The organism is Streptomyces sp. SAI-127, from assembly GCF_029894425.1.
In the GTDB taxonomy this organism is placed as follows: Bacteria; Actinomycetota; Actinomycetes; order Streptomycetales; family Streptomycetaceae; genus Streptomyces.
Window position 1 is genome coordinate 9,401,199 of record NZ_JARXYJ010000001.1, and the last position, 19,256, is coordinate 9,420,454.

Below are 19,256 nucleotides of genomic sequence, written 5' to 3' on the forward strand. Positions count from 1 at the left end.
CCGGCCCTGACGCACCGCGTCCAACGACGATTCCGCATCGAAACCGATCAGGGATCGCGATCGATCGCGCCGAGCGGCTAGGGTCACGGCATGCCCCAACCCGTCCTGGACATCGTGGCCCTGCGCAGCCTGACCGCGATAGCCGACTGCGGCGGCTTCCACAGGGCCGCCCTGGCTCTCACCCTGAGCCAGTCCGCCGTCAGCCAGCACGTGCGCAAACTGGAGAAGGTCCTGGGGCGGCCCGTCGTGGAGCGCGAGGGCCGCGGCACCCGCTTCACCCCCGAGGGGCGCCTGCTGCTCGAACAGGCCCGCCGGATCATCGCCGTCCACGACGAGGCCGTACGCGCGCTCCTCGGTGCCGACGGCGACACGGTCACGATCGGTTCCACCGAGCACGCCGCCGACCAGTTCCTGCCCCGGCTGACCGCCGCGGTCGAGGCGGTGCGGCCCGGCTGCCGGGTCCGCTTCCGCATCGACCGCTCCGCACGGCTCGTGGAGGCCGTGGAGCGCGGGAGCGTGGATGTCGCGGTGTACGTCACCGAGGCCGCCGCTACCGAGGGAACCCGCGTCGGCGGCCTGCCGCTGACCTGGCACGCCGTGCCCGGCTGGGAGCCGCCGCGGGCGCCCGCTCCGGTGCCGCTGGTGGCCATCGAGGACCCGTGCGCGATCCGCCGCCGGGCCATCGCGACCCTGGCCGCGCGAGGAGTGCCCGCCACGGTCGTCGGGGACGCCGGCTATCTGGCGGGCGTCCTGGACATCGCCCGTACGGGGCAGGGGGTGGCGCTGCTGGCGGCGGTCGGCCCCGCCCCCGACGGGCTGACCCCCTACGAGGGTCTGCCCGAGGTCACCCCGATCCCGATGAGCGCGCTCGCCCGCCCGGGCGCGGACCCGGCAACCGTCGAGGCCGCCTTCGCCGCGGTACGGGAGTTGTTGGTGCAGGGCGTGTCAGCCACTCACGGAGACGGAAGCGGTCCCCGCGGCACGGAGCGCGTCGATGACGGGCGCCCAAGCGGTCTCGCCGAGTGAGGCGTCGGCGTGTTGTGTCCCGCCGTAGCGGAATGTCTTCGAGGTCTCGGCGGGGCCCTCGCCGGGGAACCGCGGCCGGTGCCCCGCGTCGCCATGGCTGATCAGGCGAACCGAGCCTCCGGCCGCGCGGCGTCGTGCGGCCAGTTGTTCGGCATACCGCAGGGAGGGCCACATGGCGTCATCACCACCGGCGATGAGCAGTACGTCGGCGCGCGCCCGCTCCACGGGAATCGCGGCGGCTTCCAGGTGCGTGGCGAAGGTCCGTTCGCTGAGGTCGTACCACCCGCGGATGGCCACCGGGCCGTCGGCCCGCTCCGCCGGTCGCCAGGAGTCGTCCATGGGCACGAAAGGCAGCGGCCGCCCCCGCCAGGTCCAGGAGGAGCGGTACGGATGCCGGCGGCCGTCCAGGCCGGGCCCGACGTTGCACCAGACCAGCGAGGTGGGTGACACGGCCACCGCCACGTCCACGAGCGGCTCGTGGATCGCCGTGAGCAGTGCGGCCTCGGCGCCCTTGGACACGCCGAGTACGCCGATTCGCTCCACACCGCGAGACCGCAGCAGGGCCACCCCCGCGACGAATGTCTCCAGAGGGATCTCGCAGATCCCGGGCGGCTGTCCGGGCCCGCCGAACCAGCGGATGGCCAGGGCGACAAGGCCCTGCTGAGCCAGAAGGCGCGCTCGCCGCCGATCGACACGACCGCTCGATCCCGCCAGGACCAGGACGCCGGCGCCGCTGCCCGCGGCCGGCTCCAGCAGGACGCCTTCCCAGGGAGCCGTCACCTCGTGCTCGACGATCTCCGACACGCTCTCTCCGTCACGCATGCGAGCGGTCCGCGTCTTCGATCACCACGCAGGCGTCCCTAGCCGTCGAGCATCTTCGCCAGCACTCCGCGCTGCAGCGGCAGCACTTCGGAGTGCAGGTCACGGCCCTTGCGGGTGAGGGACACCCACACGCCGCGTCGGTCCTCCACGCACATCGACCGCTCCACCAGGCCGTCCTTCTCCAGTCGGCCGATGAGCCGGGACAGCGCGCTCTGGCTCAGATGCACCCGCCCGACGAGGTTCTGCACCCGGCACTGGTCGCCCTCCCGGCGCGACTCGGTGGCGAGGATGTCGAGCACCTCGAAATCGCTCGCTCCCAGCCCGTGCGGGTGCAGCACGCGGTCGATCTCGCACATCGTGCGCGCGTGCACCGACAGGATGTCCCGCCACCGTTCCTCGAGGCCGGTCGAGACCGTGTTCACCGCCATACATGCACGGTAACACCGATGCCGCCATTTGTTGTCTGTGCAACTAGTGCATACGCAAGGAACGCGCTCAGGCCTGCGGATCCTGGGTGATCCCGACCAGGTTGCCGTCCGCGTCCTTGACGAAGGCGATCAGCTTGCCGCCGCCGACGTCCTGGACGTCCTGCAGCGTCTCGGCCCCGGCCGCCACCAGCGCCGCGAGCGTCGCCCGGATGTCGTCGACGTGCCAGTACGGCACCGGGCCGGTCATGCCCCGGGCGTGCCCGTTCGGGTCGAGGCCGACGTCCTGTCCCGCGTCCTTGAAACCGACGTAGTACGGCTCATCCGCATACGGCTCCACCCCCAGCAGTGCGCTGAACAGGGCCTTCGCCGCGGTCAGGTCCTTGACGGGGTAGATGATCGTCTTGAGGCCGGCGGTCATGGCGTGCTCCTTCATGAGGTTCCCGACGGTCGGTGTCGGTGGTTTCACGCTAGGCCGGGGGAGGGCAGGCGCGCTTCTCCGATCCTGATCGGTCCCCGCCCGCCGGATACGAAGGCGCCGGGTCAGGTCGCCGTGAGGCGTTCCGGCGCACACTCGCCCGGTCGGGCGAGGCCGCCTTCTCTTCTACGGCTTGCCGGGCGCCGCCGCCTCGGGCGTGGGCGTGGGCGTCGGCTGCGGCGGGGCAGGCGATCGCCGTGGACGAAGTCACCGGCCCCGACCGGGCTGCCGAGTTCTCACGCCCAGCGGATGTGTGTCCTCGTCGCCTGGGGATGAGACACACTCGTCGTCGGCTCAGGCAACCCGGCCCGACCGTGTGATCGTCCACGCGCTTGCCGATCCGGTCGCCCCGCCACGGACCGCCGGCACTTACCGGAGCCCCCTGTTCGCGCAGCTCGAAGAGCTCGCCCGGGCGGGCGCCGGCGCGCTCGGTGCCCTGCCCATGACCGCGGTCATCGTGCGCAGCTCCGCCAACGTCCAGGCGGGCGCGAAGACCAAGGCCTCCCGGGTCATGCACGGCGTGTGGCTGCCGCTGTTCTCGGCCCTGCCTTCCTCGACGCCGGCGCTGATCCCGCTGGGCCCGAGGAACGCTAGGCGACATCACCGAGCAGGACCGACTGTCCGCGGCCCTGTCATTCGTGGCGCCGACCCCTGATCTCAGGTCGACTCGCGCCGGACCAGCTCCGTGGGCAGGATCACCGCTGCCGGATCCTCTCCACCCAGCTGGGCCAGCAGCACCCGCACCATCTCGGCGCTGATGCGGTCGTAGGGCTGGCGGATCGTGGTGAGGGGAGGGGTGGCCTCGGTCGCGGCGATGGAGTCGTCGAAGCCGCCGACGGCCACGTCCTCGGGGATCCGCCGGCCCGCTCGGCGCAGTGCCGTCAGGGCGCCCAGCGCCATGAGGTCGGAGGCGACGAACACGGCGTCCAGGTCCGGAGCCTGCGCCAGCAGCCGTTCGGCGCCCGCCTGCCCGGCGGCCCGGCTGTAGTCGCCGGAGACGATCAGCCGCTCGTCGATCCCGATGCCCGCCTCCGCCAGCACCTCCTTGTAGCCGGCGAGACGGTCGACACCGCCCGGCGAGTCCAGCGGGCCGGTCACGATGCCGATCCGGCGGCGGCCCAGGGACAGCAGATGGCGCACCATGTCACGGGCGCCGTCGCGGTCGTCCGCGGCCACGTAGCTCACCTTCGAGCCGGACCTCATGGGCTTGCCGCACTGCACGACGGGCACGCCTGCCTTGTGCAGTTCCTCGGCCACCGGGTCGGCGGAGTGGCTGGTGACCAGCAGCACGCCGTCGAGGTGGCCCGCCGTGATGAACCGCTTGATCCGGCGCCGCTCGTCCTCGGTGCCCGCCAGCATCAGCAGCAGGGGGATGTCGTGCGCGGCCAGCGCCTGGGTGCAGCCGCGCAGCAGCACGTTGAAGTTGGGGTCCTCGAAGAACCGCTCCTGGGGCTCCGTGAGCAGGAAGCCGACCGAGTCGGAGCGGCCGGTGATCAGCGAGCGGGCGTGCCGGTTGACGACGTACCCCGTCTTGCGGATGGCGGCGTTGACCGCCTCCAGGGCGGGCGGGCTGACGTAGTGTCCGCCGTTGAGGACGCGCGAGACGGTGCCCCGCGAGACCCCGGCCTCGCGGGCCACGTCGTGGATCGTCGGTGGTCTGCGCCGGCCCCCCGCATTGTTCATGGTCAAGACTCTAAGCCCCTGTGGGCGGCACGAGGGTGCTCGAGCGGCGGGACGGTACGGGCAGGATGCGACCGTGCTGGGATCGTGCACAGAAAACCTCGCGGTCAGGCACTTGGCAAGGGTCGCCTCTGTGCGGTTATCTTGGGCCGCACACTTCTGGAGCTGTGTGTGCACGTTCCCAACCACTCGAAACGGGAGAGACGATGCCGGAGACCACCCCCAGGGGCCTCACCAGGCTTGCCTTCGGCGGGGACTACAACCCGGAGCAGTGGCCCGAGAGCGTCTGGGACGAGGACGTCCGGCTGATGCGCGAGGCCGGCGTCACCATGGTCAGCGTAGGGATCTTCTCCTGGGCGCTCCTGGAGCCGGAACCGGGCGTGTACGACTTCGGCTGGCTGGACCGGATCCTCGGCCTGCTGCACGAGAACGGCATCCGTGTCGACCTCGGCACGCCCACCGTCGTCCCGCCCGCCTGGTTCTACCGCGCCCACCCCGAGGCGCTGCCGGTCACGGCCGACGGCACCCGCCTCGCGTTCGGCTCGCGCGGCGCCATCTGCCACAGCAGCAGTGCCTACCGCGCGGCCGCCGCGAACATCACCACCCGGCTCGCCGAGCGCTACGCCGACCACCCGGCCCTGGCGATGTGGCACGTCCACAACGAGTACGGCGTCCCCGTCTCCGCCTGCTACTGCGACTCCTGCGCCGCCCACTTCCGCCGCTGGCTCCAGGTGACGTACGGCGACGTCGACGGCGTCAACGAGGCCTGGGGCACCGCCTTCTGGGGCCAGCACTACACGAGCGTCGAGCAGATCGACCCGCCGCGCACCGCGGCCACCGTCGGCAACCCCGGCCAGGCGCTGGACTACAAGCGGTTCGCCGACGCCACCATGCGCGAGAACTTCGTGACGGAGCGGGACATTCTGCACCGGCTCTCCCCGGGCGTCCCGGTCACCACCAACTTCATGACCGCGCTCAGCCAGTGCGACTCGGTCGACTACTGGGCCTGGGGCCGCGAGGTCGACATCGTCACCAACGACCACTACCTCATCACCGACGGCCGCCGCACCCACGTCAACCTCGCCATGGCCGCCGACCTCACCCGCTCGGTCGCGGGCGGCGCTCCCTGGATCCTGCTGGAGCACTCCACCTCGGGGGTCAACTGGCAGCCCCGCAACCCCGCCAAGGCCCCCGGCCAGATGGCCCGCAACTCCCTGGCGCACGTGGCCCGCGGCTCCGAGGGAGCCCTGTTCTTCCAGTGGCGTCAGTCCCGGCGCGGCGCCGAGAAGTTCCACTCGGCGATGGTCCCGCACGGTGGCACCGACACCCGCGTGTGGCGCGAGGTCGTCGAACTGGGCGCCTCTCTGGACTCGTTGAGCACGATCCGCGGCACCCGCACCCAGGCGGACGTGGCCGTCCTGTGGGACTGGCACTCCTGGTGGGCGCAGAACCTCGACTGGCGCCCCAGCGAGGACCACGACGCGCGCGAGCGTGCCGACGCCTTCTACGAGGCCCTGTACGACCGCCACCTCACGGTCGACTTCGCCCATCCGGAAGCCGACTTGTCGGCTTATCCCCTTGTCGTCGTCCCCGCCCTGTACCTGATGACGGAGACCGCCGGGAACAACCTCAGGGAGTACGTCGAGAACGGCGGCACCCTCGTCGTGTCGTACTTCTCCGGCATCGTCGACGAGCACGACGCCGTGCACGCGGGTGCCCATCCGGGCGCGCTGCGGGACGTCCTGGGCCTGACCGTCGAGGAGTTCTCGCCGCTCCTGCCGGACCAGCTGGTCCGGATCACCGGACCCGACGGCTCCGAGCTCACCGGCGACGTGTGGACCGAGTTCGTCGTGCCGCGCGGCGCCGAGACGGTGTGGACCTACGCCGACGGCCTGGCCGCCGGTCACCCCGCCGTCACCCGGCACCGCCACGGCGAGGGCACGGCCTGGTACGTCTCCACGCGCCTGGCCGCCCAGGGCCTCGACGCGCTGCTCGGCTGGGCCGCCGAGGACGCCCAGCTCCCCTCGCGCGCCGACCTCCCCCACGACGTCGAGGTGGTCCGGCGGAACGGAGAGTCCGGTTCCTACGTCTTCGTGGTCAACCACACCGCGTCGGAGGCCAAGGTGCCCCTGGACGCGGCGGGCACCGAACTGCTGACCGGCGAACGAGCCGCGGGCCGCCTCGCCGTCCCGGCCGGCGCCGTCCGGGTCGTACGGCTCGACGGCTGAACCGACTCCCCTCCGCCCGCGAGACCACGAGCCGCGGGCGGAGGGGGCTCACCCCAGGGGGCCCGCGAGCCCGGGTCGGCTTCGCGGCGTGTATCCGCCCGCGGCCCGAATCGGCCTCAGGGCCCGGCTCGGCCCTGGGTCCCGGCTCTGCCTCGCGGTCCGGATGGGCCGCAAGCCCGCGAATTGGCCTCACGGCCCGGTCCGGCTCGGGTCCCGGACCCCGGAGCCGGATCGGCAGCAAGCCGCCGGCTCTGCCTCGCGGCCCTGCTCTCGGGTTCCGGCTCTGTCTCGCGGTCCGGATGAGCCACAAGCCCGCGGATTGGCCCCCGCGGCCCGAATCGGCCTCGCGGCCCGGCTCGCGGGTTCCGCCTCTGCCTTGCGGTCCGGATCGGCCGTGGGCCCGCGAATTGTGGCCTCACGGCCCGGTCCGGCTCGGGGTCCCGGATCAGGCCCCGAACCCCGGAGCCGAGTCGGTCCCAAGCCGCCGGACCGGCCTCGCGGTCCGGCCCGCGGGTCCCGGTTCTGCCTCGCGGTCCGGATGGGCCGCAAGCCCGCGATCGGCCGCACGGCCCGATCCAGCCCCGGGCCCGCAACCAGGCCCCGAACCCCGGACCAGACCAGGGTCCACGCCCAGGCCCCTAACCCCGCCCCAGGCCCGGATCCAGCCCCAAGCCCCAAACGCCGCACCAGCCCCGAGCCCTCCAGACGCAGCCGCGTTTTCCTCCCCGGACCGCCGTGCGCGCCAACAGCCCTTTGTTCTCAGAGGAGTTCGATCTCGGACAAGCTCGATGACTCCGGGACAGCGCCGCTTCGACTGCGGGACAGTGGACGCACCCAGAAGGAGGGGCGGAGGGGACGAGATGCTGAGGATCCCGGCCGGCCAGAGGCGCCTGGACATCCTGGAGTGGCTGAAGGAGCCGGCCGCACACTTCCCGCCGCAGCGGCACGGCGACCCCGCCCGGGACGGGGTCACCGCCGGCACGGTCGCACGAAAGCTCGGCGTGTCCCGCTCCGTCGCGGAGACCCACCTCGGCCTGCTCGTGAACCTCGGCCTGCTGCGTACCAAGAGAATCCGGTGGCGCACGTACTACCGTCGCGACGAGATGCGCATCGCCGAGGTGGCGCGCATGTTCGAGAAGGGCTGGTAGCGACCCCCACCGGAAGGGCAGGCACCTGATGGACCGTTCCACCGCACTGACTCCCCGCCACTACGTCGCGATCGGCGGCCACGGCCCCGAGGACGTCGTCGCCGACGCCCGCGGCCGGGTGATCACCGGAGTCGCGGACGGCCGCATCCTGCGCATCGACGGACTGACGGAACCGCTCGCCGCCCGCGTCGAGGTACTCGCCGAGACCGGCGGCAGGCCGCTCGGCCTCGAACTCCTCCCAGACGATGGCCTGTTGGTGTGCGACGCCGAACGCGGACTACTGGGCGTCGACCTCGCCGACGGCACCGTACGCGTCGTCGCCGGCGAGGTGGAGGGGGAGAGGCTGCGGTTCGCCAGCAACGTGGTCGCGCTGTCCGACGGCAGCGTGTACTTCACCGTCTCCAGCCGCCGTTACCCCCTGGACCAGTGGATCGGCGACATCGTCGAACACACCGGCACCGGCCGCCTCCTGCGCCTGGCGCCCGGCGACGACACTCCCGAAGTCCTGCTGGAGGGACTGCAGTTCGCCAACGGCATCGCCGCGAGCGGCGACGAGTCCTTCCTGGTCGTCGCCGAGACCGGGGCCCGTCGACTCACCCGCTACTGGCTCGACGGACCGCAGGCCGGACGCGCCGAACCCCTCGCCGAGAACCTGCCCGGCATGCCCGACAACATCTGGCGCGGCGGACCCGACGGCCCGATCTGGGTCTCCCTCGCCGGGCCCCGCGTACCCCCGCTCGACCTGCTGCACCGCGCCGCCCCACCGGTCCGCCGAGCCGCCGCCCGCATCGCCGTACGCGCCCCCTACCGTCCCACGGGCGGTATCGGCGTCCTCGCGGTCGACGACACGGGCGAGGTCGTCCACCACCTCGCCCGCAACCGTTCCCGCTTCCGCATGGTCACCAGCGTCTGCGAGGCCTCCGGCCACCTGGTCCTCGGCAGCCTCTGGGAGCGCGGCATCGCGCTGTGCGAGCCGCCCGCCGCGAAGTGACCCGGTGGCGCCCCGGCGTTACCCTGGTCCTCGGTCGCGATCACCCTCGCGGCGCGGCGGTGGGGCCCGCCGTACCCGAACCGCGGCGAAGGCGCCGCCAACGGTCCCTACTTGCGATGGAGCGCGCCCGTGTGCCGGGCCCCGGCGAGTAGGAGAGACACGACCATGACAGCCCCGGAGAGTCTCCGCGTCCCCGCCGGACCCGCGCGCCGCCCGTCGCTCCGGCACGGTCAGGCGCCGGTCGTCGCGGTGGTCGCGGTCGGCGGCGCCCTCGGGGCCGCCGCCCGGTACGCCCTCTCCCTCCACTGGCCGACCCCGCCGGGCGGATTCCCCTGGGCGACCTTCTGGACCAACGTCGTCGGCTGTGCCGTCATCGGCGTGTTCATGGTCGTCATCACCGACGTGTGGGCCGCCCACCGCCTGGTCCGCCCCTTCTTCGGCACCGGCGTCCTCGGCGGCTTCACCACCTTCTCGACCTACGCCGTCGACATCCAGAAACTCGTCGACCACGGCCGGCCCGCCATCGGCCTGGCCTATCTCGCCGCGACGCTGCTCGCGGCCCTCACCGCGGTCTGGCTCGCGTCCACAGCGGCCCGCCGCGTCCTGAAGTGGAGGCGGCCATGACGAGGCTGACCGGCAGCGCCCTGCGCGTGACCGTCTACATCGGCGAGAACGACACCTGGCACCACAAACCCCTTTACACCGAGATCGTGCACCGCGCCCACGCGGCGGGGCTCGCCGGGGCCAGCGTCTTCCGCGGCATCGAGGGTTTCGGTGCCTCCTCCCTGATCCACACCTCCCGGCTGCTGTCCCTCAGCGAGGACCTGCCGGTGGCCGTCGTGATCGTCGACACCGAGACACGCGTACGGGAGTTCCTGCCGCAGCTCGACGAGCTCATCACCGAGGGCCTGGTGACCCTCGACGACTGCGAGGTCATCCGGTACGTCGGCCGCGACGGACCCCAGGACGCAAACCGGGGCGGAACGGGCATGAAGGGTAAGAAGTCGTTGTGAACTGGTTGCTGGTCGTCGCGGGCGCCGTGGTCGGTGCGCCGCTCCGCTATCTCACTGACCGCGCGGTGCAGTCCCGGCATGACTCGGTCTTCCCCTGGGGCACCTTCGCCGTCAATGTCACGGGCTGTCTGATCCTCGGCGTGCTGACCGGGGCCGTGGCGGAGGGGGCCGCCGGATCCCACCTCCAGCTCCTCCTGGGCACCGGTCTGTGCGGGGCCCTGACGACGTACTCGACCTTCTCCTACGAGACCCTCCGGCTCGGCGAGACCGGGGCGCGCTTCTACGCCGCGGCCAACGTGGCCGCGAGCGTGGTGGCCGGTCTCGGGGCGGCCTTCGCGGGGGTGGCGCTGGCGCAGGCCGTGTGGGCGTAGGCCTCGACGCTTGTCCGCGTGTAGTAAGACTGTGGCCTCCGCACCTGCCTTCCCCTGAGAAGAACTGGATCCCATGAGCGTCATCAGCGTCGGTCAGGCCGTCGTCCTCGGAGCCGTCGAGGGGGTGACCGAGTTCCTGCCCGTCTCCTCCACCGGCCATCTGAAGATCGTCGAGGGCTTGATGAACATCCCCGTCGACGACGACGCCGTCGTCGGGTTCTCGGCCGTCATCCAGGTCGGCGCGATCGCCGCCGTGCTCGTGTACTTCTTCAAGGACATCGTGCGGATCGTCTCCGCGTGGGGGAGAGGGCTGGTCAACAAGGAGGAGCGTTACCACCACGACTACAAGTTCGCCTGGTGGGTGATCGCCGCGACCATTCCGATCGTCATCGTCGGCCTGGCCGCCAAGCCGCTCATCGAGGGGCCGCTCGCCTCCCTGTGGGTGGTCGCGGGCTCCCTGATCGTCGGCAGCGGTGTGATGTGGGCGGCGGACCAGATGGGGCGGCACAAGCGCGGTGAGGACGACACCTCGTTCAAGGACGCGATGCTGGTCGGCAGCTCGCAGATCCTCGCGCTGCTCTTCCCCGGCTTCTCCCGCTCCGGCGCGACCATGTCCACGGCCCTGATCCTCGACCTGGACCGCGTGGCCGCCACCCGCCTGTCGTTCTTCCTGGGCATTCCCGCCCTCACCGGCGCCGGCATCTACGAGCTCAAGGACGCCCTGGGTACGGGCGTGGGGGCGGCTCCGCTCGCCGTCGGCACGGGCGTCTCCTTCGTCGTCGCCTACGCCTCCATCTCCTGGCTGCTGAAGTTCGTGGCCAAGCACTCCTTCAACGCCTTCGTGGTCTACCGGATCGTCGTGGGCCTGCTGCTCTTCGGCCTGCTGGCCACGGGGACGCTCGGAAGCTGACCGCCACGGGGGTGCGAGGCGGCTCTCACTCCTCGCACCCCGTGCGCCCATCCCCTTGACAGCACCCTCTCGCCGCCCGGAGTATCTCTCCCGTGAACCTGTCAGACAGCCGGACAGCCAGTCAGCCGCCACGGCGCATCAGCGCCATGGAGGCGGTGCTGGCGCATCTGCGTGACGCCATCGAGCGCGGGGAGTACGCCATCGGCGACAAGCTCCCCTCCGAGGCGGAGCTCTGCCGCACCCTGGAGATCAGCCGGCCCGTCCTGCGCGAGGCCCTCAGGGCCCTGCAGACCATGGGTCTGACCGTCTCCAAGACCGGCAAGGGCACCTTCGTCGTGGCCAACGCGGTGGAGGACCCCACCTTCGGCGACTACGCGGCCAGCGACCTCCTGGAGGTGCGCCGCCACGTCGAGATCCCGGTCGCCGGGTACGCGGCCCGGCGCCGCACCCACGAGAACCTGGACCACCTGGCCCACCTGCTGGACCGGATGGAGCGGGAGACCGACACCACGGCGTGGGTCGCGATGGACACCCTCTTCCACCTCGCCGTGGCCGAGGCCGCCCAGAACCCGGTCTTCCGCCGGGTCATCGAGGAGATCCGGGACGCACTGGCGCGTCAGTCGGCGTTCCTCAACGAGCTGGGCGGCCGCCGGGAGCAGTCCAACCGCGAGCACCGCGCGATCGTCGAGGCTCTGATCGACGGTTCCGAGCACGATGCGGTGGAGGCCATGTCCCATCACCTCGACCGCGTAGAGACCACCCTCACCGACATCGTGCGTTCCCCGAACACGGGTACGAACACCCCCACGGAAGGCGAGTCCCAGGCGTGAGCGAGCAGTCCCTGCACGACGGCGTGCAGAAACGTTCCGGCCATGTCGACGCCGGAGACGAGGGCTACAGCAAGTCCCTCAAGTCACGACACGTCAACATGATCGCCATCGGCGGCGCGATCGGCACCGGCCTCTTCCTGGGCGCCGGCGGCCGTCTCGCCGACGCCGGCCCCTCCCTGTTCATCGCCTACGCGGTCTGCGGCGTCTTCGCCTTCCTCGTCGTGCGCGCCCTCGGCGAACTCGTCCTGTACCGGCCCTCCTCCGGCGCCTTCGTGTCGTACGCCCGGGAGTTCCTCGGTGAGAAGGGCGCCTACGTCGCCGGCTGGATGTACTTCCTGAACTGGGCCACCACCGGCATCGCCGACATCACCGCCGTCGCCCTGTACACCCACTACTGGGGCATGTTCTCCGACATCCCGCAGTGGGTGATCGCCCTCATCGCGCTCGCGGTCGTCCTCACCGTCAACCTCATCTCGGTGAAGATGTTCGGCGAGCTGGAGTTCTGGTTCGCCATCATCAAGGTGGGCGCGCTCGTGGCGTTCATGCTGATCGGCATCTTCCTGCTGGCCACCCAGCACCCGATCGACGGCCACCACCCCGGCCCGTCCCTGATCACCGACAACGGCGGCGTCTTCCCCAGCGGCCTGCTGCCGATGCTTCTGATCATCCAGGGCGTCGTCTTCGCCTACGCCTCGGTCGAACTGGTCGGCGTCGCCGCGGGCGAGACCGAGAACCCCGAGAAGATCATGCCCAAGGCGATCAACTCGATCATGTGGCGCGTCGGCGTCTTCTACGTCGGCTCGGTCCTCCTGCTCTCGATGCTGCTGCCCTGGAACAAGTACACCGCCGACGAGAGCCCCTTCGTGACCGTCCTGTCCAACATCGGCATCCCGGCGGCCGGCGGCGTCATGAACCTCGTCGTCCTCACCGCGGCCATGTCCTCGCTCAACTCCGGCCTGTACAGCACCGGGCGCATCCTGCGCTCCATGGCGATGTCCGGCTCCGCCCCGAAGTTCACCGGCGTGATGAGCCGCAGCCAGGTCCCCTACGGCGGCATCCTGCTCACCAGCGGCATCTGCGTCCTCGGTGTCGGCCTCAACTACGTGGTCCCCGCCGACGCGTTCGAGATCGTGCTGAACTTCGCCGCCATCGGCATCCTCGCCACCTGGGGCATGATCATGGTCTGTCACCTGCTCTTCTGGCAGAAGACCGAGAAGGGCGACCTCACCCGCCCCGGCTACCGACTGCCGGGATCCCCCTGGACCGAACTCGTGACGCTGGCCTTCCTCGCCTCCGTCCTGGTCCTCATGTACGCCGACGGCGGCGCCGGCCGCACCACCGTGCTGTGCCTCCCGCTGATCGTCGCGGCCCTGGTCGCCGGGTGGTTCGCCGTCCGGGGCAGGGTCTCCCGTACCTCCACCGAGAGCGAATCCACCGGCGCGTGATCGCTCGCGCGCACACCGAGCCCGAACCGACCGGCACGCACGCGTGACCCGCGTGACGTTCCCGGAGAAGCAGGAAGTGATGCACAGCAGTCCCGTCGCGGCCGCACCCCTGGTCCGTGAACCCCTTCACGCTCCCGTCGCCCACCTCATCCGCGGTGGACTGATCGAGGGCACCCACTACGGTTCCGTCGTCGTCCTCGACGGCGACGGGGACGTCCGTTTCCAACTCGGCGACATCGAGGCCGCGTTCTATCCGCGGTCCGCGCTCAAGCCGGTCCAGGCCGTCGCCATGGTCCGGGCCGGGCTGCCGCTGGACGGCGAGCTCCTCTCGCTCACCGCGGCCAGCCACTCCGGCGAGGAACGCCACCTCGCCGGGGCCCGGCGGATCCTGGAGCTCGCGGGTGTGTCCGAGGACGCCCTGCGCAACGTCCCGGACATGCCGTTCGACCCGGCCGTGAGGGACGCGTGGATCCGGGAGGGCCGCGGGCCCTCGCGGCTCGCGCAGAACTGCTCCGGCAAGCACGCGGCGATGCTGTACACGTGCGTGCTCAACGACTGGCCACTCGAGGGGTACCTCGACCCCACGCATCCGCTCCAGCAGGCGATCGCCGAGATCGTCGAGGACCTGACCGGGCAGCGGATCGCGCGGGTGACCGTCGACGGGTGCGGTGCGCCCTTGTTCTCCGTCTCGCTGCACGGCCTTGCCCGGGCCGCCGCACGGATCACCTCGGCGGCTCCCGGTACTCCTGAGGCCCGGGTCGCCGACGCGATGCGGGAGCATGCCGAGATGGCGTCCGGGGCCGGGCGGGACGTGGCCGCGCTGATGAAGGCCGTGCCCGGACTGCTCGCGAAGGACGGGTTCGAGGGCGTGCAGGTCGCCGCGCTTCCGGATGGGCGCGCTGTCGCCGTGAAGATCTCCGACGGGGCGAATCGGGCGCGGGTGCCGGTTGCTGCGGCGGCGCTGGCGTGGGCCGGGGTTTCGCCGGATCTGCTCACGGAGTTCCAGGGGGAGGCGCTTCTTGGAGGCGGCCTCGAGGTCGGGTGTGTGCGGCCCGTTCGTTCGCTGGAGCCGGTTGTTGCCTCGGCGTGCGCCTAAGGGCTCGGGCCGACATGTCGTTGTGCGGCTGCAGGTCGCCTGTGGCTGGTCGCGCCCGCGCGGCGGAGCCGCACATCGATACAGTCCCGCGCCCCTGAAAGATCTCACCTGACCCCCTTCAGACAAGGACCCGTACCCTCATGACCGTCGTCATCCGCAGCGAGCACGACCTCCTCGGCGACCGCGACGTCCCCGCCGACGCCTACTGGGGTGTGCACACCCTGCGCGCCACCGAGAACTTCCCCATCACCGGGACGCCGATCTCCGCCTACCCGCACCTCATCGACGCGCTCGCCGCCGTCAAGGAGGCAGCAGCTCTCGCCAATGAGGAGCTCGGGCTGCTGGAGCCCAGGAAGGCCGCCGCGATTGTCGAGGCCTGCCGGGAGATCCGGGACGGGAAGCTGCACGACCAGTTCGTGGTCGATGTGATCCAGGGCGGTGCCGGTACCTCGACCAACATGAACGCCAACGAGGTCGTGGCCAACCGGGCGCTGGAGCTGCTGGGGCACGAGAAAGGGCAGTACTCCTTCCTGCACCCCAACGAGGACGTCAACCTGGGCCAGTCGACCAATGACGTCTACCCGACCGCGGTCAAGATAGCGACGGTGTTCGCGGTACGTGGACTGCTCCAGGCGATGGCTGTACTGCAGGACGCGTTCGCCCGAAAGGCCGTGGAGTTCCGCGAGGTGCTCAAGATGGGCCGTACACAGTTGCAGGACGCGGTGCCCATGACGCTGGGTCAAGAGTTCTCGGCCTATGCCGTCATGATTGACGAGGATCGGTCCCGTCTTGACGAGGCCGTCGAGTTGATCCATGAGATCAACCTGGGTGCCACGGCGATCGGGACAGGACTCAATGCTCCCGTCGGGTACGCCGAGGCCGCCCGGCGTCACCTGGCCGCCATCACCGGGCTGCCGCTGGTGACCGCGGCCAACCTGGTGGAGGCGACGCAGGACTGCGGTGCGTTCGTGCAGATGTCCGGTGTGCTCAAGCGGGTCGCGGTGAAGTTGTCGAAGAGCTGCAACGACCTGCGGCTGCTGTCGTCGGGGCCGCGCGCGGGGCTGGGTGAGATCAACCTGCCGCCGGTGCAGGCGGGTTCGTCGATCATGCCGGGGAAGGTCAACCCGGTGATCCCCGAGGTAGTCAACCAGGTCGCCTTCGAGGTGATCGGCAACGACGTGACCATCACGATGGCGGCGGAGGCGGGACAGCTCCAGCTCAACGCGTTCGAGCCGATCATCCTGCACTCCCTGTCGGAGTCCATCACCCACCTGCGCGCGGCCTGCCTCACGCTCGCCGAACGCTGCGTGGACGGCATCACCGCCAACACCGAGGCGCTGCGCCGGACGGTCGAGAACTCCATCGGCCTGGTCACCGCCCTCAACCCGCACATCGGGTACACGGCTGCCACCGACATCGCCAAGGAGGCCCTCGCCAGCGGCCGGGGAGTGGCCGAACTCGTCCTCGAGAAGGGTCTGCTGCCGGCCGAGCGGCTGGCGGATCTCCTGCGTCCGGAGGTACTCGCCGGCAGCGGCCCGGCACGGGCGATCTGACGGGCGGTCTCCTCGTGCCGCGTGAGTCCCGGTGTGCCGCGCCGCACCGACACGCGAAGCCGTCACACCCAGGGGTGAACCGCGCCGGGGGTGGTGCACCCGACACATCCGAGTGGTGGCGGGAGGACGGGAGTCAGCGCCCCCTCGGGCGGTACCCGCTGATCGGCGCAGCCCGTGTCGTTATTGCCGGTAAAGTCTTATTAATACTCATATCGTGAATTGTGCGGCCTTCGAAACAGGCCGTCTCCTGTCCTGGTGGAAGACCCTGCACACTCTGCGCCGGGCGGAGCGATGGAATCCCTTCGGTGAGTCCAGGAGAATTCATGCGTGTGGCCGTGACAGGTGGCGGCGGTTTTCTCGGTTCGCATCTCTGCGAAGCACTCCTTCGGCGCGGCGACGAAGTCGTGTGCCTCGACGACTTCTCGACCGGCGACCCGGCGAACATCGCCCCCTTTCTCGGAGACCCGGCTTTCGAACTCGTCCGCGGGGACGTCAGTCTGTCCGTGGAGGTGTCGGGCACCGTCGACGCGGTGGCCCACCTCGCCAGCCCCGCCTCGCCTCCCGACTACCTCGCCCGCCCGCTGGAGACGCTCGCCGTGGGCAGCCGAGGTACGGAGAACGCGCTGCTGCTCGCGGCACGCCACGACGCCCGCTTCGTCCTCGCCTCCACGAGCGAGGTGTACGGAGACCCGGAGGTACACCCTCAGGACGAGACGTACTGGGGCCATGTCAATCCCGTCGGACCGCGCAGCGTCTATGACGAGGCGAAAAGGTTCTCCGAAGCACTGACCCAGGCCTACCGGACGAACCGCGGAACGAACACGGGAATCGTGCGGATCTTCAACACCTATGGTCCGCGCATGCGCCCGCACGACGGCCGGGTCGTCTCCAGCTTCGTCGTCCAGGCCCTCGCCCAGGAGCCGTTGACCGTGTACGGAGACGGAAAGCAGACCCGCAGTTTCTGCTACGTCGACGACCTGGTGCGCGGGATCGTCGCCATGCTCGACCACGACGAACCCGGACCGGTCAACCTCGGGAATCCCGTCGAACTGACGGTCCTGCAACTCGCCGAACTCGTTCTCGACCTCACGGGATCGCAGGCCGAGATCCAGTTCCACTCGCTGCCGGTCGACGACCCCACCCGCCGTCGGCCCGCGATCGCCCGAGCGGCGCAGCGGCTGGGCTGGAGCCCCGAGGTCGGCATCGAGGACGGTCTGCGGCGAACGGTGGAGTGGTTCGCCTCCCGGCCGGACGACATCGCCGCCGCGCTCTCCGCGATCCGGGGCGGGCAGCAGGACGGCGTCGTCACGGCGGCCTCCTGCGGGGTCGGCGCAACCGTCGCCGCCGCGTCGTGACCCAGACGGATCACGGCAGGACGCCCGGCACCGCCCTGGACGGTGCTCCGGATGCGGCGCACACCGACGAGGCGATGCTGAGAAGCCACCTGCGGACCCTCTCGGCGGGCAACGTCGTCGACATGCCCGCCGACGGACCGGTTTTCGCCAAACCGCGCAAACGACTCACGCCCGGGCCCGCGTCCTGCGTTCCACGGCTGGGGCGCCTCGACCAGATGAAGGTGTCCCTGCTCGCGGTGGGCTGGTGGGCCGCCCTCGTCACCTTCTGGGAGTGGTGGCTGCGTCCGGAACACCGGATCGGCCTGGTGGGCTTCGCGGTGAACAGCGCCCTCCTGCTGTACCTGTCCGTGCTGCCGCTGTACTTCGTCGTCGTGATGGTCAGGCTGCGCACCTTCGACCCCGCCGTCGAGGTGCCCCGGCTGCGGACCGCGTTCGTGGTGACCCGGGCACCGTCGGAGCCCTGGCCGGTCGCCCGCACCACCCTGAGCGCGATGCTGCGCCAGGAATTCCCGCACCCCTACGACGTATGGCTGTGCGACGAGGACCCGAGCCAGGAGATCCTCGACTGGTGCGAGGCCAACGCCGTGCGCGTGTCCTGCCGCCGCGGTGTCGCGTCGTACCACCGCGACGTCTGGCCCCGCCGCACCCGGTGCAAGGAGGGCAACCTCGCGCACTTCTACGACCACTGGGGCTACTCCGACTACGACGTGGTCGCCCAGCTCGACGTCGACCACGTACCGCACCCCCGCTACCTGGGGGAAGTGGTCCGGCCGTTCGCCGACCCGGCGGTCGGCTACGTCGCCGCACCCAGCGTGTGCGACGCCAACGCCCGCTCCTCGTGGTCGGCGCGCGGACGGCTGTACCGCGAGGCCACCTTCCACGGACCGATGCAACTGGGCCACTCCGACGGTCTGGCACCGCTGTGCATCGGTTCCCACTACGCCGTACGGACCCGCGCCCTCCAGGACATCGGCGGGCTCGGTCCCGAACTGGCCGAGGACTTCGCCACCACGTTCCTGCTGAACTCGGCGGGCTGGCACGGGGCGTTCGCCATCGACGCGGAGGCGCACGGCGACGGGCCCATCACCTTCGCCGCCATGGCGACACAGGAGTTCCAGTGGTCGCGGAGCCTGGTGTACATGCTGCTGGGCATGCTCCCGAAGCATCTGTGGCGCATGCCCGGCCGGCTGCGGATCCGCTTCGCCTTCGCCCTCTCCTACTATCCGCTGCTCGCGCTGACGACCACCACCGGCCTGCTGCTGCCGCCGATCGCCGCGATCACCGGCCAGCCCTGGATCAACGTGAACTACGGCGCTTTCCTCCTGCACTTCTGGGCCATGTCGTTCTTCCTGATCCTGCTCACCTGGCTGCTGCGCAGACGCGGCCTGCTGCGCCCCGTCGACGCGCCGCTGCTGAGCTGGGAGGGCTGGCTGTTCGGGCTGACCCGCTGGCCGTGGGTGGCCTGGGGAGCCGCGGCCGCGCTGGTGCAGCGCCTGAGGCCGAGCAAGGTCGTCTTCAAGGTGACGCCCAAGGTCCGCGAAGGCATGGAGCCGTTGCCGCTGCGCCTGATGCTCCCCTACCTCCTGATCACCGTCGTCCTGTCCGGCGCGGCCGTGGTCGGCCAGCTGACCGGCCCCGCCGTCGGCTATGTGTTCCTGTGTCTCCTCGGCTCGCTGTCCTACGCGCTGGTGACCCTCGCCGTCAGCGTGCTGCACATCCGTGAGACCGCCAGGTCCGCGGGTGTGGGAGTGCACCGGGCGCTGCGGACGGCGATCCTGCCGCTGGCCTCGGGTCTCGTCGTGCTCGTGCCGCTGGGTTTCGCGCTGATGCTGTTCCCGACCTATGTGCGGGGGTTCCTTTCCGGCTGAGGCCGGTGGCCGCCCGG

At 70.9% G+C, this 19,256-nt stretch carries 18 protein-coding genes and 1 pseudogene; 15 read left to right on the top strand and 4 right to left on the bottom strand.

The genetic code is table 11. From position 1 onward, the window contains the following. Positions 1–90: 90 nt before the first annotated feature. Positions 91–1,026 (top strand): LysR family transcriptional regulator, encoded by a 936-nt coding sequence (locus tag M2157_RS43020; RefSeq protein WP_280855730.1) that lies wholly within the window; start codon positions 91–93, stop codon positions 1,024–1,026. On the opposite strand, the gene M2157_RS43025 is transcribed toward M2157_RS43020, so the two are convergent. The 3 genes from M2157_RS43025 to M2157_RS43035 all read right to left on the bottom strand — a co-directional run bounded on the left by M2157_RS43025 (position 946) and on the right by M2157_RS43035 (position 2,694). Continuing rightward, positions 946–1,848: an acyl-CoA thioester hydrolase/BAAT C-terminal domain-containing protein gene (locus M2157_RS43025; protein ID WP_280855729.1), complete on the bottom strand. Its 903-nt coding sequence runs from the start codon at positions 1,846–1,848 to the stop codon at positions 946–948. The two genes, M2157_RS43020 and M2157_RS43025, sit on opposite strands and share 81 nt — an antisense overlap. 38 nt (positions 1,849–1,886) lie before the next feature. Then, positions 1,887–2,276, bottom strand: a complete 390-nt coding sequence (locus M2157_RS43030; protein ID WP_280867895.1) for a MarR family transcriptional regulator — start codon at positions 2,274–2,276, stop codon at positions 1,887–1,889. A gap of 67 nt (positions 2,277–2,343) precedes the next feature. Continuing rightward, positions 2,344–2,694, bottom strand: coding sequence for a VOC family protein (locus M2157_RS43035; RefSeq protein WP_280855727.1), 351 nt, complete (start codon positions 2,692–2,694; stop codon positions 2,344–2,346). 478 nt (positions 2,695–3,172) lie between these two features. Between M2157_RS43035 and M2157_RS43040 the strand changes: the two are divergent. Next, positions 3,173–3,328, top strand: a pseudogene (locus M2157_RS43040) (SulP family inorganic anion transporter); the annotation flags it as partial. A gap of 80 nt (positions 3,329–3,408) precedes the next feature. Here M2157_RS43040 and M2157_RS43045 read toward each other — a convergent pair. Further along, on the bottom strand, positions 3,409–4,440 hold the full coding sequence (locus M2157_RS43045) for a LacI family DNA-binding transcriptional regulator (protein WP_280855726.1): 1,032 nt from the start codon (positions 4,438–4,440) through the stop codon (positions 3,409–3,411). Between the two features lie 197 nt (positions 4,441–4,637). On the opposite strand from M2157_RS43045, the gene M2157_RS43050 reads away from it, so the two are divergent. The 13 genes from M2157_RS43050 to M2157_RS43110 all read left to right on the top strand — a co-directional run bounded on the left by M2157_RS43050 (position 4,638) and on the right by M2157_RS43110 (position 19,239). Beyond that, positions 4,638–6,659, top strand: coding sequence for a beta-galactosidase (locus M2157_RS43050; protein ID WP_280867896.1), 2,022 nt, complete (start codon positions 4,638–4,640; stop codon positions 6,657–6,659). A gap of 860 nt (positions 6,660–7,519) precedes the next feature. Further along, entirely contained in the window at positions 7,520–7,807 is a 288-nt protein-coding gene (locus M2157_RS43055) for a helix-turn-helix domain-containing protein (RefSeq protein WP_280855724.1), read from the top strand. Positions 7,808–7,835: 28 nt separating this feature from the next. Further along, a complete protein-coding gene (locus M2157_RS43060) occupies positions 7,836–8,798 on the top strand; it encodes an SMP-30/gluconolactonase/LRE family protein (protein WP_280855723.1) in 963 nt (320 codons plus the stop codon). 165 nt (positions 8,799–8,963) lie between these two features. After that, positions 8,964–9,422, top strand: coding sequence for a fluoride efflux transporter CrcB (crcB, locus tag M2157_RS43065; RefSeq protein ID WP_280855722.1), 459 nt, complete (start codon positions 8,964–8,966; stop codon positions 9,420–9,422). After that, positions 9,419–9,811 carry a DUF190 domain-containing protein gene (locus M2157_RS43070; protein WP_280855721.1) on the top strand — a complete coding sequence of 131 codons (393 nt, stop codon included), beginning with the start codon at positions 9,419–9,421 and terminating at the stop codon, positions 9,809–9,811. Before crcB (M2157_RS43065) ends, M2157_RS43070 begins: the two co-directional genes overlap by 4 nt. After that, entirely contained in the window at positions 9,808–10,182 is a 375-nt protein-coding gene (gene crcB, locus M2157_RS43075; RefSeq protein WP_280855720.1) for a fluoride efflux transporter CrcB, read from the top strand. Before M2157_RS43070 ends, crcB (M2157_RS43075) begins: the two co-directional genes overlap by 4 nt. 73 nt (positions 10,183–10,255) lie before the next feature. Beyond that, complete coding sequence (locus tag M2157_RS43080; protein WP_280855719.1) at positions 10,256–11,092, top strand: undecaprenyl-diphosphate phosphatase; 837 nt, start codon at positions 10,256–10,258, stop codon at positions 11,090–11,092. A 146-nt stretch (positions 11,093–11,238) separates the two neighbouring features. Continuing rightward, positions 11,239–11,922 carry a FadR/GntR family transcriptional regulator gene (locus M2157_RS43085; RefSeq protein WP_280858918.1) on the top strand — a complete coding sequence of 228 codons (684 nt, stop codon included), beginning with the start codon at positions 11,239–11,241 and terminating at the stop codon, positions 11,920–11,922. After that, a complete protein-coding gene (locus tag M2157_RS43090; RefSeq protein ID WP_280855718.1) occupies positions 11,919–13,367 on the top strand; it encodes an amino acid permease in 1,449 nt (482 codons plus the stop codon). Before M2157_RS43085 ends, M2157_RS43090 begins: the two co-directional genes overlap by 4 nt. 79 nt (positions 13,368–13,446) lie before the next feature. After that, on the top strand, positions 13,447–14,463 hold the full coding sequence (locus M2157_RS43095; protein WP_280855717.1) for an asparaginase: 1,017 nt from the start codon (positions 13,447–13,449) through the stop codon (positions 14,461–14,463). Between the two features lie 140 nt (positions 14,464–14,603). Beyond that, positions 14,604–16,016: an aspartate ammonia-lyase gene (gene aspA, locus M2157_RS43100; protein WP_280855716.1), complete on the top strand. Its 1,413-nt coding sequence runs from the start codon at positions 14,604–14,606 to the stop codon at positions 16,014–16,016. Positions 16,017–16,339: 323 nt separating this feature from the next. Continuing rightward, positions 16,340–17,371, top strand: coding sequence for a UDP-glucuronic acid decarboxylase family protein (locus tag M2157_RS43105; RefSeq protein WP_280855715.1), 1,032 nt, complete (start codon positions 16,340–16,342; stop codon positions 17,369–17,371). After that, entirely contained in the window at positions 17,368–19,239 is a 1,872-nt protein-coding gene (locus M2157_RS43110) for a glycosyltransferase (RefSeq protein ID WP_280867897.1), read from the top strand. The genes M2157_RS43105 and M2157_RS43110 overlap by 4 nt, the downstream gene beginning before the upstream one ends. Positions 19,240–19,256: the final 17 nt, after the last annotated feature.

What these genes read in the sequence shown, in the direction of transcription:
- M2157_RS43095 (WP_280855717.1), top strand. Translation starts at nt 13,447, where the DNA reads ATGCACAGCAGTCCCGTCGCGGCCGCACCCCTGGTCCGTGAACCCCTT.
- M2157_RS43105 (WP_280855715.1), top strand. Translation starts at nt 16,340, where the DNA reads ATGCGTGTGGCCGTGACAGGTGGCGGCGGTTTTCTCGGTTCGCATCTC.
- M2157_RS43070 (WP_280855721.1), top strand. Translation starts at nt 9,419, where the DNA reads ATGACGAGGCTGACCGGCAGCGCCCTGCGCGTGACCGTCTACATCGGC.
- M2157_RS43080 (WP_280855719.1), top strand. Translation starts at nt 10,256, where the DNA reads ATGAGCGTCATCAGCGTCGGTCAGGCCGTCGTCCTCGGAGCCGTCGAG.
- M2157_RS43085 (WP_280858918.1), top strand. Translation starts at nt 11,239, where the DNA reads ATGGAGGCGGTGCTGGCGCATCTGCGTGACGCCATCGAGCGCGGGGAG.
- M2157_RS43020 (WP_280855730.1), top strand. Translation starts at nt 91, where the DNA reads ATGCCCCAACCCGTCCTGGACATCGTGGCCCTGCGCAGCCTGACCGCG.
- M2157_RS43055 (WP_280855724.1), top strand. Translation starts at nt 7,520, where the DNA reads ATGCTGAGGATCCCGGCCGGCCAGAGGCGCCTGGACATCCTGGAGTGG.
- M2157_RS43035 (WP_280855727.1), bottom strand. Translation starts at nt 2,694, where the DNA reads ATGACCGCCGGCCTCAAGACGATCATCTACCCCGTCAAGGACCTGACC.
- M2157_RS43030 (WP_280867895.1), bottom strand. Translation starts at nt 2,276, where the DNA reads ATGGCGGTGAACACGGTCTCGACCGGCCTCGAGGAACGGTGGCGGGAC.
- aspA (WP_280855716.1), top strand. Translation starts at nt 14,604, where the DNA reads ATGACCGTCGTCATCCGCAGCGAGCACGACCTCCTCGGCGACCGCGAC.
- crcB (WP_280855722.1), top strand. Translation starts at nt 8,964, where the DNA reads ATGACAGCCCCGGAGAGTCTCCGCGTCCCCGCCGGACCCGCGCGCCGC.
- M2157_RS43025 (WP_280855729.1), bottom strand. Translation starts at nt 1,848, where the DNA reads ATGCGTGACGGAGAGAGCGTGTCGGAGATCGTCGAGCACGAGGTGACG.
- M2157_RS43050 (WP_280867896.1), top strand. Translation starts at nt 4,638, where the DNA reads ATGCCGGAGACCACCCCCAGGGGCCTCACCAGGCTTGCCTTCGGCGGG.
- M2157_RS43060 (WP_280855723.1), top strand. Translation starts at nt 7,836, where the DNA reads ATGGACCGTTCCACCGCACTGACTCCCCGCCACTACGTCGCGATCGGC.